This is a genomic window from Streptomyces sp. NPDC051913, from assembly GCF_044593635.1.
Classification (GTDB): Bacteria; Actinomycetota; Actinomycetes; order Streptomycetales; family Streptomycetaceae; genus Streptomyces.
Window position 1 is genome coordinate 689,858 of record NZ_JBIUCI010000002.1, and the last position, 12,727, is coordinate 702,584.

12 protein-coding genes are annotated in these 12,727 nt (G+C 73.7%); 7 read left to right on the forward strand and 5 right to left on the reverse strand.

From position 1 onward, the window contains the following. Positions 1–69: 69 nt before the first annotated feature. From ACIHIX_RS08285 to ACIHIX_RS08295, 3 genes are all read left to right on the forward strand, one after another. Positions 70–915 (forward strand): inositol monophosphatase family protein, encoded by an 846-nt coding sequence (locus ACIHIX_RS08285; RefSeq protein WP_399951554.1) that lies wholly within the window; start codon positions 70–72, stop codon positions 913–915. A 257-nt stretch (positions 916–1,172) separates the two neighbouring features. Next, positions 1,173–2,588, forward strand: coding sequence for a phytoene desaturase family protein (locus tag ACIHIX_RS08290; protein ID WP_399951557.1), 1,416 nt, complete (start codon positions 1,173–1,175; stop codon positions 2,586–2,588). Between the two features lie 229 nt (positions 2,589–2,817). Then, positions 2,818–3,330: an O-acetyl-ADP-ribose deacetylase gene (locus ACIHIX_RS08295; protein WP_399951560.1), complete on the forward strand. Its 513-nt coding sequence runs from the start codon at positions 2,818–2,820 to the stop codon at positions 3,328–3,330. Between the two features lie 111 nt (positions 3,331–3,441). On the opposite strand, the gene ACIHIX_RS08300 is transcribed toward ACIHIX_RS08295, so the two are convergent. Continuing rightward, positions 3,442–3,954, reverse strand: a complete 513-nt coding sequence (locus tag ACIHIX_RS08300; RefSeq protein ID WP_399951563.1) for a hypothetical protein — start codon at positions 3,952–3,954, stop codon at positions 3,442–3,444. Positions 3,955–4,296: 342 nt separating this feature from the next. On the opposite strand from ACIHIX_RS08300, the gene ACIHIX_RS08305 reads away from it, so the two are divergent. Beyond that, positions 4,297–6,072: a SpoIIE family protein phosphatase gene (locus ACIHIX_RS08305; RefSeq protein WP_399951566.1), complete on the forward strand. Its 1,776-nt coding sequence runs from the start codon at positions 4,297–4,299 to the stop codon at positions 6,070–6,072. Here ACIHIX_RS08305 and ACIHIX_RS08310 read toward each other — a convergent pair. Next, a complete protein-coding gene (locus ACIHIX_RS08310) occupies positions 6,051–7,202 on the reverse strand; it encodes an MFS transporter (protein WP_399951963.1) in 1,152 nt (383 codons plus the stop codon). The two genes, ACIHIX_RS08305 and ACIHIX_RS08310, sit on opposite strands and share 22 nt — an antisense overlap. A 19-nt stretch (positions 7,203–7,221) precedes the next feature. Beyond that, a complete protein-coding gene (locus ACIHIX_RS08315) occupies positions 7,222–7,578 on the reverse strand; it encodes a metalloregulator ArsR/SmtB family transcription factor (protein ID WP_079308492.1) in 357 nt (118 codons plus the stop codon). A gap of 35 nt (positions 7,579–7,613) precedes the next feature. On the opposite strand from ACIHIX_RS08315, the gene ACIHIX_RS08320 reads away from it, so the two are divergent. From ACIHIX_RS08320 to ACIHIX_RS08330, 3 genes are read left to right on the forward strand one after another with little or no spacing between them, the layout of a single operon-like run. Beyond that, complete coding sequence (locus ACIHIX_RS08320) at positions 7,614–9,602, forward strand: heavy metal translocating P-type ATPase (RefSeq protein ID WP_399951569.1); 1,989 nt, start codon at positions 7,614–7,616, stop codon at positions 9,600–9,602. Between the two features lie 49 nt (positions 9,603–9,651). Further along, complete coding sequence (locus ACIHIX_RS08325; RefSeq protein WP_399951572.1) at positions 9,652–11,136, forward strand: AlkA N-terminal domain-containing protein; 1,485 nt, start codon at positions 9,652–9,654, stop codon at positions 11,134–11,136. A 27-nt stretch (positions 11,137–11,163) separates the two neighbouring features. Then, complete coding sequence (locus ACIHIX_RS08330) at positions 11,164–11,646, forward strand: methylated-DNA--[protein]-cysteine S-methyltransferase (protein ID WP_399951966.1); 483 nt, start codon at positions 11,164–11,166, stop codon at positions 11,644–11,646. Between the two features lie 7 nt (positions 11,647–11,653). Here ACIHIX_RS08330 and ACIHIX_RS08335 read toward each other — a convergent pair whose 3' ends face one another. Together ACIHIX_RS08335 and ACIHIX_RS08340 are read right to left on the reverse strand one after the other, a co-directional pair. Next, a complete protein-coding gene (locus ACIHIX_RS08335) occupies positions 11,654–12,379 on the reverse strand; it encodes an SIR2 family NAD-dependent protein deacylase (protein WP_399951575.1) in 726 nt (241 codons plus the stop codon). Between the two features lie 41 nt (positions 12,380–12,420). Further along, entirely contained in the window at positions 12,421–12,723 is a 303-nt protein-coding gene (locus ACIHIX_RS08340) for a hypothetical protein (protein ID WP_399951578.1), read from the reverse strand. Positions 12,724–12,727: the final 4 nt, after the last annotated feature.

The window sequence follows — 12,727 nt, forward strand, 5'->3', positions numbered from 1 at the left end:
TCATGCCGATTCCACCCGGCATCCACCCGCCGGGTAGGGATTGTCAGTGGCGCGTGCTCTCATGGAGCCATGATCGAAGACACGGAAACCATCGACGAGTTTCTCGCCCACCACTCGGCCGACGTGGAGGAGGCGGTCCGCAAGGCCGCCGCGGCCGAGATCATGCCCCGCTTCCGCCGGCTCGCCGCCCACGAGGTCGACGAGAAGAGCGGACCGCATGACCTGGTGACCGACGCCGACCGGCTCGCCGAGCAGTATCTGACCGAGGTGCTGGGCGCGCTGCTGCCCGGTTCGGTCGTGGTCGGCGAGGAGGCGGTGCACGCCAACCCGGCCTCGTACGAGGCGATACAGGACGACGCCCCGGTGTGGATCGTGGACCCCGTCGACGGGACGCGGCAGTTCGTGCACGGCGACCCCGGCTTCGCCACGCTGATCGCACTGGCGCAGGGCGGCGTCGTGCGCGCCTCGTGGACATACGCCCCGGCGCTCGACCAACTCGCCACGGCGGTACGGGGGCAGGGCGCCTTCCTCGACGGGGAGCGGCTGTACGCCGGGCCGCCCGAGCCCGGCCGCGACCTCGAAGTGGCCACCTCCCACCCGGACTACACGACGGACGAGCAGAAGCGCGCCCTGCGCGGACTGTGGACGGACGGACTCGCGCCGCGTCCCTGCGGCTCGGCCGGACTGGAGTACCTGGCCGTCGCGCGCGGGCAGTTGGACGCCACCGCCTTCTCCTGGGAGGCCGCCTGGGACCACGCCGCGGGGCTGCTCCTCGTGGAGGAGGCGGGCGGTGCCCACCTCACCCGCTCCGGCGAGCCGTTCCGCATCACCGGGGGCAACGCCCTGCCGTTCACCGCCGCCCGGGACACCGCGACCGCGCGGCGCATAGCGGCGGTGCTGGCAGGCACCGTCTGAAGTCCAGCGGGACACCAGCGGCCCAGGGTCTGATATCGAGCGGCCCCCGGTTCGGTTGCCGAGCGGCGGCCCCCGGTCCGGTCACCGAGCGGAAGCCCCCGTCGATTGCTGAGCGGCAGCCCATGGTCGATGGTCGACCGGTTGACCGTCGGGCGCCCTCGGCCGTCGAACTCCCCCCGCGGCCCGGCACTGTCGGTACCCCGTCATATCCTGATCCAGTGGCCATCGGCTGACGAAGGAGTCCGAAGGTGCCGTCGATGCTCGATGCGGTCGTGGTGGGTGCGGGGCCGAACGGACTGACGGCTGCCGTGGAGCTGGCCCGTCGCGGCTTCTCCGTGGCCGTTTTCGAGGCGCGGGACACCGTCGGCGGAGGAGCCCGCACCGAGGAGCTCACCCTTCCCGGTTTCGGGCACGACCCGTGCAGCGCGGCGCACCCCCTGGGGATCAACTCCCCGGCGTTCCGCGCCCTGCCCCTGGAGCGGTACGGACTGGAGTGGCTCCAGCCCGAACTGCCCATGGCCCACCCCTTCAGCGACGGCACCGCCGCCGTGCTGTCCCGGTCGGTCGCCGAGACGGCCGCCTCGTTCGGGGCCCGCGACGCGGGGGCGTACCGCAGACTGGTCGAGCCGTTCCTGCCCAAGTGGGACACCCTGGCCCGTGACTTCATGTCGCTGCCCCTGACCGCCCTGCCCCGCGACCCGGTGACCCTCGCCCGGTTCGGGCTCGTCGGGCTGCCGCCGTCGACCTGGCTGATGCGCCGCTTCCGTGACGAACGGGCCAAGGCCCTCTTCTCCGGTCTCGTCGCCCACGTCATGGCGCCGCTCTCCGGCTTCGCCACCGGCGCCATCGGCCTGGTCTTCGCGCTCGCCGCGCACGCCCGGGGCTGGCCCGTCGCCCGTGGGGGCTCCCAGTCGATCTCCGACGCGCTCGCCGCGTACCTCAAGGACCTCGGCGGCACCGTCCACACGGACTACGAGGTCAAGCGCCTCGACGACCTGCCGCCCGCGCGCGCCTACGTCTTCGACACCTCGCCCACCGCCCTGGCCCGGATCGCCGGCCTCGGCCGCTACTACGACGGCTACCGGTACGGCCCGGGCGTCTTCAAGGTCGACTACGCGCTCGACGGCCCGGTGCCCTGGACCGCGCCGGAGGCCCGCGTCGCCGGGACCGTGCAGATCGGCGCGAGCAGTGCGGAGATCGGCACCGCCCTGCGCGCCGCGTCCCGCGAGGGCCGGGCCCCCGACAAGCCGTTCATGATCACCGTGCAGCCGAGTGTGGTCGACCCGACCCGGGCTCCCGAGGGCAAGCAGGTGTTCTGGGCCTACGGGCACGTCCCCAGCGGCTGGGACGGCGACCTCACCGACGCCCTCGAACGCCAACTGGAGCGTTTCGCCCCGGGGTTCCGCGACCGGGTGCTGGCCCGCGCGACGGCGGGGCCGCCCGAACTAGCCTCCCGCAACGCCAACTACGTCGGCGGCGACATCGGCTCCGGCGCGGTCACCGGCCTCCAGATCCTGCTGCGCCCCAAGCTCTCCCTGTCCCCGTACGGCACCCCGCATCCGGCCGTCTTCATCTGCTCCTCGGCCACCCCGCCGGGCCCCGGGGTGCACGGCATGTCGGGCCACAACGCGGCGAAGGCGGTCTGGCGTCGGCTGCGACAGCAGCAGGCGTGAGCCCGCCGCGACCGGACGCAGAGGCACACCGTTCCGTTGCTTCCGGATGACCGAATCCGCTGGGAACCGGCATGAGACAAGCCCTTCTTCGACCCGCTGCCCGAGCTGAAACTCGCGGCGCCGGCGGAGGAACTGCCCGTGTCGCGGTCCGCCATCCATGGGCTGGGGGCGCTTGCCCGTGACCTGGTGAGGCCCCGCGGGACGCCGGCAGGGCTGGCAGAGTGGGCCCATGACCACGATCACGCTCGTCCAGGGCGACATCACGCGCGAGAGCGTCGACGCGATCGTCAACGCGGCGAACTCCTCCCTCCTCGGCGGGGGCGGAGTGGACGGGGCCATCCACCGCCGCGGCGGCCCGGCGATCCTGGAGGAGTGCCGGGCGCTGCGTGCCGCGCGGTACGGCAAGGGACTGCCGACCGGCCAGGCGGTCGCCACCACGGCCGGTGAGCTGGACGCCCGATGGGTGATCCACACGGTGGGCCCGGTGTTCAGCCGCAGCGAGGACCGCTCCGACCTGCTGGCCTCCTGCTATCGGGAGGCGCTGAAGGTCGCCGACGAACTGGGCGCCCGCACGGTCGCGTTCCCGGCGATCTCCACGGGCGTCTACGGCTGGCCGATGGACGACGCGGCCCGCATCGCCGTCCAGACGGTGCGGGCCGCGCGGACCTCGGTGACGGAGGTCAGGTTCGTGCTCTTCGGCGAGCAGGCGTACGAGGTGTTCGTGGCGCGGGCCGAGGGCTGATAGGCCGCTCGGGCCGCGCCCGGCCCGATCGTCGTGCCCTGCCTGATCACCCCGACCACCGCCCACCGGTCGGACCGGCGTGACCGGCCCGACCCGATGGTCAGCGGCTGATCACGTCAGCGGAGGTGCGGGCACCGCCGGTACCGCTCCGCCGAGCAGGCCCGTGATGAGGTCGAGCACCGGCGACAGCAGCCCCGTCACCGCGCCCAGCACTCCGCCGAGGTCCAGTGAGGTCAGTGAGCTGAGCAGGCCGTTGACCGCGGACTGGACCTGGGCGACGAGGTCGTCCACGGGGTCCGCGGCCCGGCCCGGCACCGCTCGGTCCGCGGGGGCGTCCAGGGCCCGCAGCCGGTCCTGGACGGTGGTGCTCCAGGTGCGCAGCTCCTCCGCGTACGAGGTGGCCGCGGCCGGGTCGAGCCCCGTGCCGCGCGTCGTCAGTGAGTCCAGCGAGTCCAGCAGTGGTTCCGTCGCGGCGTCGGACCGCGCGGCGGACTCGGCGATGCTCAGGCCCGGCACATCTCGGCCCACGTCGCCTACGGCGGCAGCGGTGCCGGCCTGGCCGAAGACGAGCGCGGCGCAGACCAGGGGCGGCACGAGAAGGCCGCGGGAGACAAGGGCGCGCATGAAGATCCTTTCGAAGCGCTTGAAGTACAGTCCTTGCGCCCACGGTGAGAACGGGTCAGATGCCCCGCAAACCGATCAAGCGGCCCCCACCGCGCCGCGCGCTCGCCGTGCGGCGACCCTGACCAGGCTGTTTCGCCCCGAGTGCAGGCCCATCCGGGTACGGCGGTCCGTTCGCCCGTCAGGGTGCGGGTTCAGCCGGACACGGCGTCCCCGTCGAGTACCTCGCGGCACCGTCCACCGCCCCTGGGGCCGGGACGGCGTCCGGTGCGGCGCCCGCGACATGCGCTCCGTGCGGACCGGCCCGATCATGGAACCCCCTGTCCCGGAGAACGGGAGGTGCCCTTGGGGACGGACCCCCCGCTCCCGCGGACCCTGCTGTCCGCGGACGTCGAGGCACTGCTGGCGGGCGCGGACCCGGAGCTGGGGCGGGAGTACCGGATGCTGCGGGACATCGTGGAGGGCGGGTCGGCGGCCGTCGCCGTCCTCGACACCCGGCTGCGCTATGTGTACGTCAACCCTCACATGGCCCGGATCAACGGCGTCCCGGTGAGCGAGCACCTGGGGCGCACCCTCACCGAGGTCATGCCCGGCGTGGAGCGGCCCGTCGAGGTGCCATGGGCGGTGCTGCGCGACGGCCGCCCCCGTGACGTCGTCGTCTCCGGCACCATGGGCACCGGCGACCACAGCGCGCCCCGGGAGTGGCAGTGCACCTACCACCGGCGCCACGACGAGCGGGGCGAGGTCGTCGGCCTGGTGGCCGTCGGCGTGGAGGTCACCGAGCCGCGCCGCTATGTCACCGAGCTGGAGCGGGCCCACGGCCGGATGGCCATGCTGCACACGGCCGCCCTGCGCATCGGCACCACGCTGGACCTGGAGACGACCTGCCGGGAACTCGTCGACTTCGTGGTGCGCGATCTCGCGGACGGCGCCTCCGTCGACCTGGTGGTCGAGGACGACCCGGCCGACCCCGTGCCGCACGGCGTCGTACGGCTGCGGCGCGCCGCCGTCAGCAGAAGCCCCGAGCTGGCCGAGCGGCTCGGCCGCCCGCCCGTCCTCGACGAGGTCAACGAGCACGGCCCCACGTCCCCGGTGCGCCGCGTCCTGGAACGCGGCCGTCCGCTGCTGACGAGCGTGCCCGGCAGAAGGCCACCGGGGCTGCGCGGGCCGTACGCCGACCGGCTGGCGGAGTACCGGGCCGCCGGCATCCACTCCGGGCTGGTCGTGCCCCTGACCACCGACTCGCGGAGCGTGGGCGTCCTCGCCATGGTCCGGGCGGGCTCCTCGCCGGCCTTCACCATGGAGGACGGCGTGGTCGCCCAGGAACTCGCCGGCCGAGCCTCCCGCGCCCTCGAACGCGCCCGGCACTACGCCCGCGAGCACACCATGGCGCTGGAACTCCAGCGGGCCCTGCTCAGCGAACCGACCCTCCCGCACCCCGACCTGGAGACCGCCTCCCGCTATCTGCCCGCCGACGACAGCGCGGTGGTCGGCGGCGACTGGTACGACTCGCTGGCCCTCCCGCAGGGCCGGAACCTGCTCGTCATCGGCGATGTGATGGGCCACGGCGTGGAGGCCGCCGTCGCGATGAGCCACTACCGGTCCATGCTCAGGGCCCTTGCCTCCTCCTCGGGCCTGCCGCTGCACGAGATGCTCTACGCCGCCGACCGCATGATCGCCGCGTCCGGCTTCGACCGCGTCGCCACCTGTCTGCTCGCCCTCGGCGACCCGGCCACCGACACCATCAGCTACGCCAACGCCGGCCACCTGCCCCCGCTGCGGATCAGCGCCGAGGGCCAGGTGGAACTGGTCCCGCTCCCCGCAGGCCCGCCACTCGGCACCGGCCTGGGCGCCTACGAGACCGTCACCCGCCCCGGCCAGCCCGGCGGCACCCTGCTCCTCTACACCGACGGCCTGGTGGAACGCCGCGACGAGGACATCGACACGTCCCTCAGCCGCCTGACCGACCTGCGTCTGCCGCCCGGCGGCGGCCTCGACGAGATCCTCGACGGCATCCTGGCGCACGCGGCGACGGGGTCCGTGCACGACGACATCGCGCTGCTCGCGGCCCGGGCACGCGGGGTGCCGGGAGCGGGAGTTCAGGACGTCCCGGTCCGCTGAGGCGCCGCCCGCCGCCGTACCCCCAGTGCCAGCCCCAGAGCGGCGAGCAGCACCGCGAGCACCGCGTACCCGTACGTCAGCGTCGCCGCCACGGCCACCCCCGCGACCAGCAACGGACCGCCCGCGTCGCCCAGTTCACGCCCGAGCTCGGCCGCGCCCATGGTCTGCCCCAGCCGCTCCGGCGGGGTCGACGAGGCGAGCGCGGCGAAGCCCAGCGGGGTGATGAGTCCGGTGCCCGCGCCGACAAGCGCGGCGGCGAGCAGAACGCCCGTGAGCCCCGGCAGCATCGCGCAGGCCAGCCCCACCGCCGCGAGCAGCAGCCCGACGGTCAGCCCGGCCCGCGCGGTGATCCGCCCCGCGTCCAACGCCCGCCCCGCTCGCGGCTGGACGACCGCCGCACACGCGGCCAGCACCGACACCGCCGCCCCGGTCGCCACCGTCCCCAGCCCGGCCACCGACCCCGACACCGGCAGGAACCCGACGCCCACCGACAGCGCGGCGGTCGCCCCGGCCAGCGCGGCCGTCGGCACCAGGAACGCCGGATCGGCCAGCCGCCGGGCCAGGTCCACCACCGTCTGCCGGGCCCGGGGCAGCGGCGGTACGACGGGCACGGCGACCAGCGCCCACACCGCCACCGCCGCGCCGAGCAGCGCCAACACCGTGAACAGCAGCCGCAGCCCGCCCGCCCACACCAGCACCCCGCCGAGCAGCGGACCCAGCGTGTAGCCGATCGACTTGTAGAAGCCGTAACTCCCGAACGCCCGCCCGTGCTTGGCCGCCGGATTCAACCGGGCCACCAGCGCCGACGCGGCGGGGGAGAAGGCGGAGGCCGCCGCCCCCTGACCGAGCCGCGCGGCCCACAGCCACCCCGGGCTGTCGGCGAGGGCGTACAGCGCGGACGCCACGGCGAACGCCACCAGGCCGCCCAGCAGCACCGGCCGCGCCCCGATCCGGTCGGCGATCGTGCCGAACACCGGCTTCAGCAGTACCTCGGCACCGTCGTACAGGGCCAGCAGCCCGCCCAGGACGAGCAGGGAGGTGACGGCGTCGTCGCTGTCGGCGCCCAGGTTCGCGGCGATGCCGTGCGCGCCGAAGGCGGTGGTGAAACCGGCCGCGTAGAGCGGCCACATGCGGCGCGCGGGAGCCGTCTCAGTCGGCGGTGTCACTGAGGCCAAGGCGCAGGTGCTCCACGTGATAGACGGCCTGGTCGAGGAGTTCGGCGACATGGTGGTCGTGCAGCGTGTAGACGACCGAGCGGCCGCGTCGCTCGCCCACCACCAGGCCGAGGTTGCGCAGCAGCCTCAGCTGGTGCGAGCACGCCGACTGCTCCATCCCCACCTCGGCGGCCAACTCCGTCGCGGGCAGCGGCCCTTCGCGCAAGCGCGCCAGGATCAGCAGCCGGGAGGGCGTCGACAGGGCCTGGAGCGTGGTGGCGACCTTCGCGACATTGCCCGCGTCGAGGCGTACACGCTCCTCGGCGGTGCTGGTGACGGCTCCATGACCCATGCGGGGTATCTTACCCACCGCACATGAACAGATGAATGAGTCTTCATGTGTTCCTGTATGGTGGCCGGGTGTCAGCGACTCTTGCCCCCTCCCGTGTTCCTGCCCCCACCCGCACCGCGCCCCCTCGCCGCACCCGCGTCCTCGCTCTCCCCGAGGCCCGCTGGGCGCTCGCCGCGACGGCCGCGTTCCTGGTGGCCCTCGCCCTGGACCTGTCCGGTGCCCCGGCCTGGGCGTACGGGCCGCTGTACGCCGTCGCCTATGGCACCGGCGGCTGGGAGCCCGCGCTCGAAGGGCTGCGGGCGCTGCGCGAGAAGACGCTCGACGTCGACCTGCTGATGATCGTCGCGGCCGTCGGTGCCGCCGCCATCGGCCAGGTCCTCGACGGGGCGCTGCTGATCGTCATCTTCGCCACCTCCGGCGCCCTGGAGGCCCTGGCCACCGCCCGCACCGCCGACTCCGTGCGCGGCCTGCTCGACCTCGCGCCCACGACCGCGACCCGACTGGACGACGCGGGCGCGGAGTCCGTCGTCCCGGCCACCGAACTCGCCGTCGGCGATGTGCTGTTGATCCGCCCGGGGGAGCGGATCGGCGCCGACGGGCGGGTGCTGGACGGGGTCAGCGAGGCCGACCAGGCGACCATCACCGGTGAACCCCTCCCCGTGGTCAAGCGCCCCGGCGACGAGGTCTTCGCCGGCACCCTCAACGGCACCGGCGCGCTGCGGGTCCGCGTCGCGCGCGACCCCGCCGACTCCGTCATCGCCCGCATCGTGACCCTGGTCGAGGAGGCGTCCCGCACCAAGGCGCCGACGCAACTGTTCATCGAGCGGATCGAGCAGCGGTACGCCGTCGTGATCGTCGCCGCCACGCTCGCCGTCTTCGCCGTGCCGCTCGTCTTCGGCGCCGACCTCACCGGTGCCCTGCTGCGCGCGATGACCTTCATGATCGTCGCCTCGCCGTGCGCGGTCGTCCTCGCGACGATGCCGCCCCTGCTGTCCGCCATCGCCAACGCCGGCCGGCACGGGGTGCTGGTCAAGTCGGCGGTGGCCATGGAGCGGTTGGGGGAGATCGACATCGCCGCGCTCGACAAGACCGGGACGCTGACGGAGGGGGCGCCGGAGGTGACGGCGGTACGTCCGACACCGGACTCCGGGCTCGACGAGGACGCGCTGCTGGGCTTGGCCGCGGCGGCCGAGCTGCCCAGTGAGCATCCGCTGGCCCGGGCGATCGTGGGGGCGGCGCGGGGGCGGGGGGTGCGGATCGCGCGGGCCGAGGGGTTCGCCGCGATGCCGGGGCGGGGGGTTACCGCAACGGTGGAGGGGCGGTCGGTGAGCGTCGGCCGGGTGGACGGGGAGGGGCGGGAGCCGGTCGGTCGTCCGGGCGCCGCCCCCGGCGACGCCACCGTCGTCCGGGTCACCCGTGACGGCGTCCCCGTCGGCACCCTGGCCCTCACCGACCGGCTGCGCCCCGCCGCCCCCGCCACGACCGCCGCCCTCACCGCCCTGACCGGTACCCCGCCCACGCTTCTGACCGGCGACAACGCCCGCGCCGCCGCCCGCGTCGCCGAGGCCGCCGGGCTCACCGACGTCCGTGCCGGTCTGCTCCCCGAGGGCAAGGTGAACGCCGTACGGGAGATGCAGGACGCCGGTCGCAAGGTGCTGTTCGTCGGCGACGGCGTCAACGACGCTCCCGCGCTCGCCGCCGCCCACTCCGGGGTCGCGATGGGCCGCGGGGGCTCCGACCTGGCGCTGGAGACCGCCGACGCGGTGGTGGTGCGCGACGAGCTGACAGCCGTACCGGCGGTCGTACGGCTGTCCCGGGCCGCCCGTCGGCTGGTCGTGCAGAATCTCGTCATCGCGGGGACCTTCATCACCGTCCTGGTGGTGTGGGACCTGGTGGGACACCTCCCCCTGCCGCTCGGTGTCGCGGGCCACGAGGGCTCCACCGTCCTCGTCGGACTGAACGGGCTGCGGCTGCTGCGGGAGTCGGCCTGGCGATCCGGCCAGGTCCAGCCAGCGCGACGTTGATGTCGGATTCCCGCCAGCCGACCCTCCTGCGCTGCACCATGCTGGACGTATGCAGAAAGGGATGCACACCGACACCGAGCGCTGCGTGCGCGCCGTCCAGTCCAAGGACGCCCGGTTCGACGGGTGGTTCTTCACGGCGGTCCTGACGACCCGGATCTACTGCCGGCCCAGCTGCCCGGCCGTGCCGCCCAAGCCCGCGAACATGACGTTCTACCCGAGCGCGGCCGGCTGCCAGCAGGCCGGGTTCCGGGCCTGCAAGCGGTGCCGCCCGGACACCAGCCCCGGGTCCCCCGAGTGGAACCAGCGCGCCGACCTGGTCGCCCGCGCGATGCGGCTGATCGCCGACGGGGTCGTGGACCGCGAGGGCGTGCCGGGACTGGCCGTGCGGCTCGGCTACAGCACCCGGCAGGTCGAACGCCAGCTCCTCGCCGAGCTGGGCGCGGGGCCGCTCGCCCTGGCCCGGGCCCAACGCGCCCAGACCGCAAGGCTGTTGATCGAGACGACGGCCCTGCCGATGGCGGATATCGCGTTCGCCGCCGGTTTCTCCTCGATCCGCACCTTCAACGACACCGTGCGCGAGGTCTTCGCGCTCTCACCGAGCGAGCTGCGGTCACGGGTGCCGCGCGGGAACGCGGGCGCGGTGACCCCCGGGGTTCTCACGCTCCGGCTGCCGTTCCGCGCCCCCCTCAACCCCGACAACCTCTTCGGTCACCTCGCGGCGACCGCCGTGCCCGGGGTGGAGGAGTGGCGGGACGGCGCCTACCGCCGCACACTGCGACTGCCGTACGGCCACGGCATCGTGGCGCTCACCCCGAACCCCGACCACATCGCCTGCCGCCTCACCCTGAGCGACCTGCGCGATCTGACGGTCGCCATCAGCCGGTGCCGCCGCATGCTCGATCTGGACGCCGACCCGGTGGCGATCGACGACCAGTTGCGCACGGACCCGGTGCTGGCGCCGCTGGTCGCGAAGGCGCCCGGGCGACGGGTGCCGCGGACGGTGGACGAGGCGGAGTTCGCGGTCCGGGCGGTACTGGGCCAGCAGGTCTCGACCGCCGCCGCCCGCACCCACGCGGCCCGGCTGGTGACGGCCCATGGCGACCCGGTGGACGACCCCGAGGGCGGCCTCACCCACCTCTTCCCGTCCCCGGAGCAACTGGCCGCCCTGGACCCCGAGTCACTCGCCATGCCCCGCACCCGCCGCACCACCTTCACCACCCTCGTCGGCCAACTGGCGGACGGCTCCCTGAACCTGGGCGTGGAGGGCGACTGGACGGAGACGCGCGCCCGCCTCCTCGCCCTGCCCGGCTTCGGCCCCTGGACGGCCGACGTCATCGCGATGCGCGCCCTCGGCGACCCCGACGCCTTCCTCCCCACCGACCTCGGCATCCGCAAGGCCGCCCAGGAGTTGGGCCTCCCCTCGACCCCGGCGGCGCTGACCGCGCGAGCGGCGGCCTGGCGGCCGTGGCGGGCGTACGCGGTCCAGTACCTGTGGGCGACCGACAGCCACCCGATCAACTTCCTTCCGGTATAAGGACGTTCCGTGACCTCTGTTCCCGCTCTGAAGCAGCACACCGTGATCGACAGTCCGTACGGCCCGCTGACCCTGGTCGCGACGGACGGCACCCTGAGCAACCTCTACATGACCGACCAGCGCCATCGCCCCGCGCAGGAGACGTTCGGCGCCCGCGACGACCGCCCCTTCGGCGAGGCCGTGGACCAGCTGGAGGCCTATTTCGCCTCGGAGTTGAAGGAGTTCACCCTCGAACTCCACCTGCACGGCACCCCGTTCCAGCGCGGCGTCTGGGACCAGCTCCTCCGCATCCCGTACGGCGAGACCCGCTCCTACGGCGACCTCGCCGAAGCCCTCGGCAACCCCGGCGCCTCCCGCGCGGTCGGCCTCGCCAACGGCAAGAACCCGATCAGCATCATCGTCCCCTGCCACCGCGTCGTAGGCTCCAACGGCAGCCTCACCGGCTACGGCGGCGGCCTGGAACGCAAGCAGCGCCTGCTGGACTTCGAACAGGGGGCGGCGCTGTTCTGACCGGTGGCTAGCCCCGCAGCCGGCGCAGCAGTTCCGGCAGGGCCGTGCCGATCGGTTCTCGGATGACCTCGTCGGCGCGGTCGTCGTACGGGGTCGGCTCGGCGTTGACGACGATCAGGCGGGCGCCGTGGTCGGCGGCGACGCCGGCGAGGCCGGCGGCGGGCTGGACCTGGAGGGTGCTGCCGACGGCGATGAAGATCTCGCAGGCCTTGGTGATCGCGGCGGCCTGACCGAGCACGACCGGGTCGAGGCGCTCGCCGAACATCACGGTCGCGGACTTCAGGATCCCGCCGCACTCCCGGCAGGCCGGGTCGTCCTCCCCGGCGTCGATCCGCGCGAGGGTGTCCTCCATGGGCCCGCGCGCATGACACCGCGTGCACACCACCTGCCGTGCGGTGCCGTGCAGTTCGACGACCTTGCGGGCCGGCATCCCGGCGAGCTGGTGCAGCCCGTCCACATTCTGTGTGATCACCCGCACGGGTACCCCGGACTTCTCCAGCTCGGCCACCGCGAAATGCGCCGCGTTGGGCTGCGCCGCGAGCGCCTGATTGTCTTTTCGCAGGAGCCATGAACGCCGCCGGATCTCCGGATCGTTCATGTAGTAGTCGTACGTCACGAGCTTTTCCGCCTCGGGATCCCGACGCCACAGACCGTTGGGGCCGCGATAGTCCGGAATCCCGGAGTCGGTGGAAATTCCTGCGCCGCTGAGAAGGGCCACGAGGGGCTTGTTCATGCGGCCGAGGGTAGATCGACGCGGTCGGGCGGAGCCAACGGTTATCGGCCGTCGTCCTCGTCCGGCTCGTCGTCCTTCGGTTGCACCGGACCGAACGGTTCGATCTTCGGGTTGGCGAAGGGGCCCTGGTACGACCCCCTCGCCTCGGGGGCTCCCTGGAGCCGCGCACCGGCCTCCGCGGTCACCAGCAACGCGTAGGTGCCGTTCGCCGGGTCCACGGGGACCAGGCCGTACGCCGTGTCGACCTCGTGCTCGGTGAGGCCGAGACGGTGACGGGCGTCGTCCAGGGTCGAACCCGGCGGCAGGGTCACGGTGATGAGGACGGTGGGGCTCTCGGGAGCCATGGGT

Excerpts from the sequence above, each read along its gene's own strand:
- ACIHIX_RS08295 (WP_399951560.1), top strand. The coding sequence starts at position 2,818 with ATGACCACGATCACGCTCGTCCAGGGCGACATCACGCGCGAGAGCGTC.
- ACIHIX_RS08300 (WP_399951563.1), bottom strand. The coding sequence starts at position 3,954 with ATGCGCGCCCTTGTCTCCCGCGGCCTTCTCGTGCCGCCCCTGGTCTGC.
- ACIHIX_RS08325 (WP_399951572.1), top strand. The coding sequence starts at position 9,652 with ATGCAGAAAGGGATGCACACCGACACCGAGCGCTGCGTGCGCGCCGTC.
- ACIHIX_RS08315 (WP_079308492.1), bottom strand. The coding sequence starts at position 7,578 with ATGGGTCATGGAGCCGTCACCAGCACCGCCGAGGAGCGTGTACGCCTC.
- ACIHIX_RS08320 (WP_399951569.1), top strand. The coding sequence starts at position 7,614 with ATGAGTCTTCATGTGTTCCTGTATGGTGGCCGGGTGTCAGCGACTCTT.
- ACIHIX_RS08340 (WP_399951578.1), bottom strand. The coding sequence starts at position 12,723 with ATGGCTCCCGAGAGCCCCACCGTCCTCATCACCGTGACCCTGCCGCCG.
- ACIHIX_RS08310 (WP_399951963.1), bottom strand. The coding sequence starts at position 7,202 with ATGTGGCCGCTCTACGCGGCCGGTTTCACCACCGCCTTCGGCGCGCAC.
- ACIHIX_RS08290 (WP_399951557.1), top strand. The coding sequence starts at position 1,173 with ATGCTCGATGCGGTCGTGGTGGGTGCGGGGCCGAACGGACTGACGGCT.
- ACIHIX_RS08285 (WP_399951554.1), top strand. The coding sequence starts at position 70 with ATGATCGAAGACACGGAAACCATCGACGAGTTTCTCGCCCACCACTCG.
- ACIHIX_RS08335 (WP_399951575.1), bottom strand. The coding sequence starts at position 12,379 with ATGAACAAGCCCCTCGTGGCCCTTCTCAGCGGCGCAGGAATTTCCACC.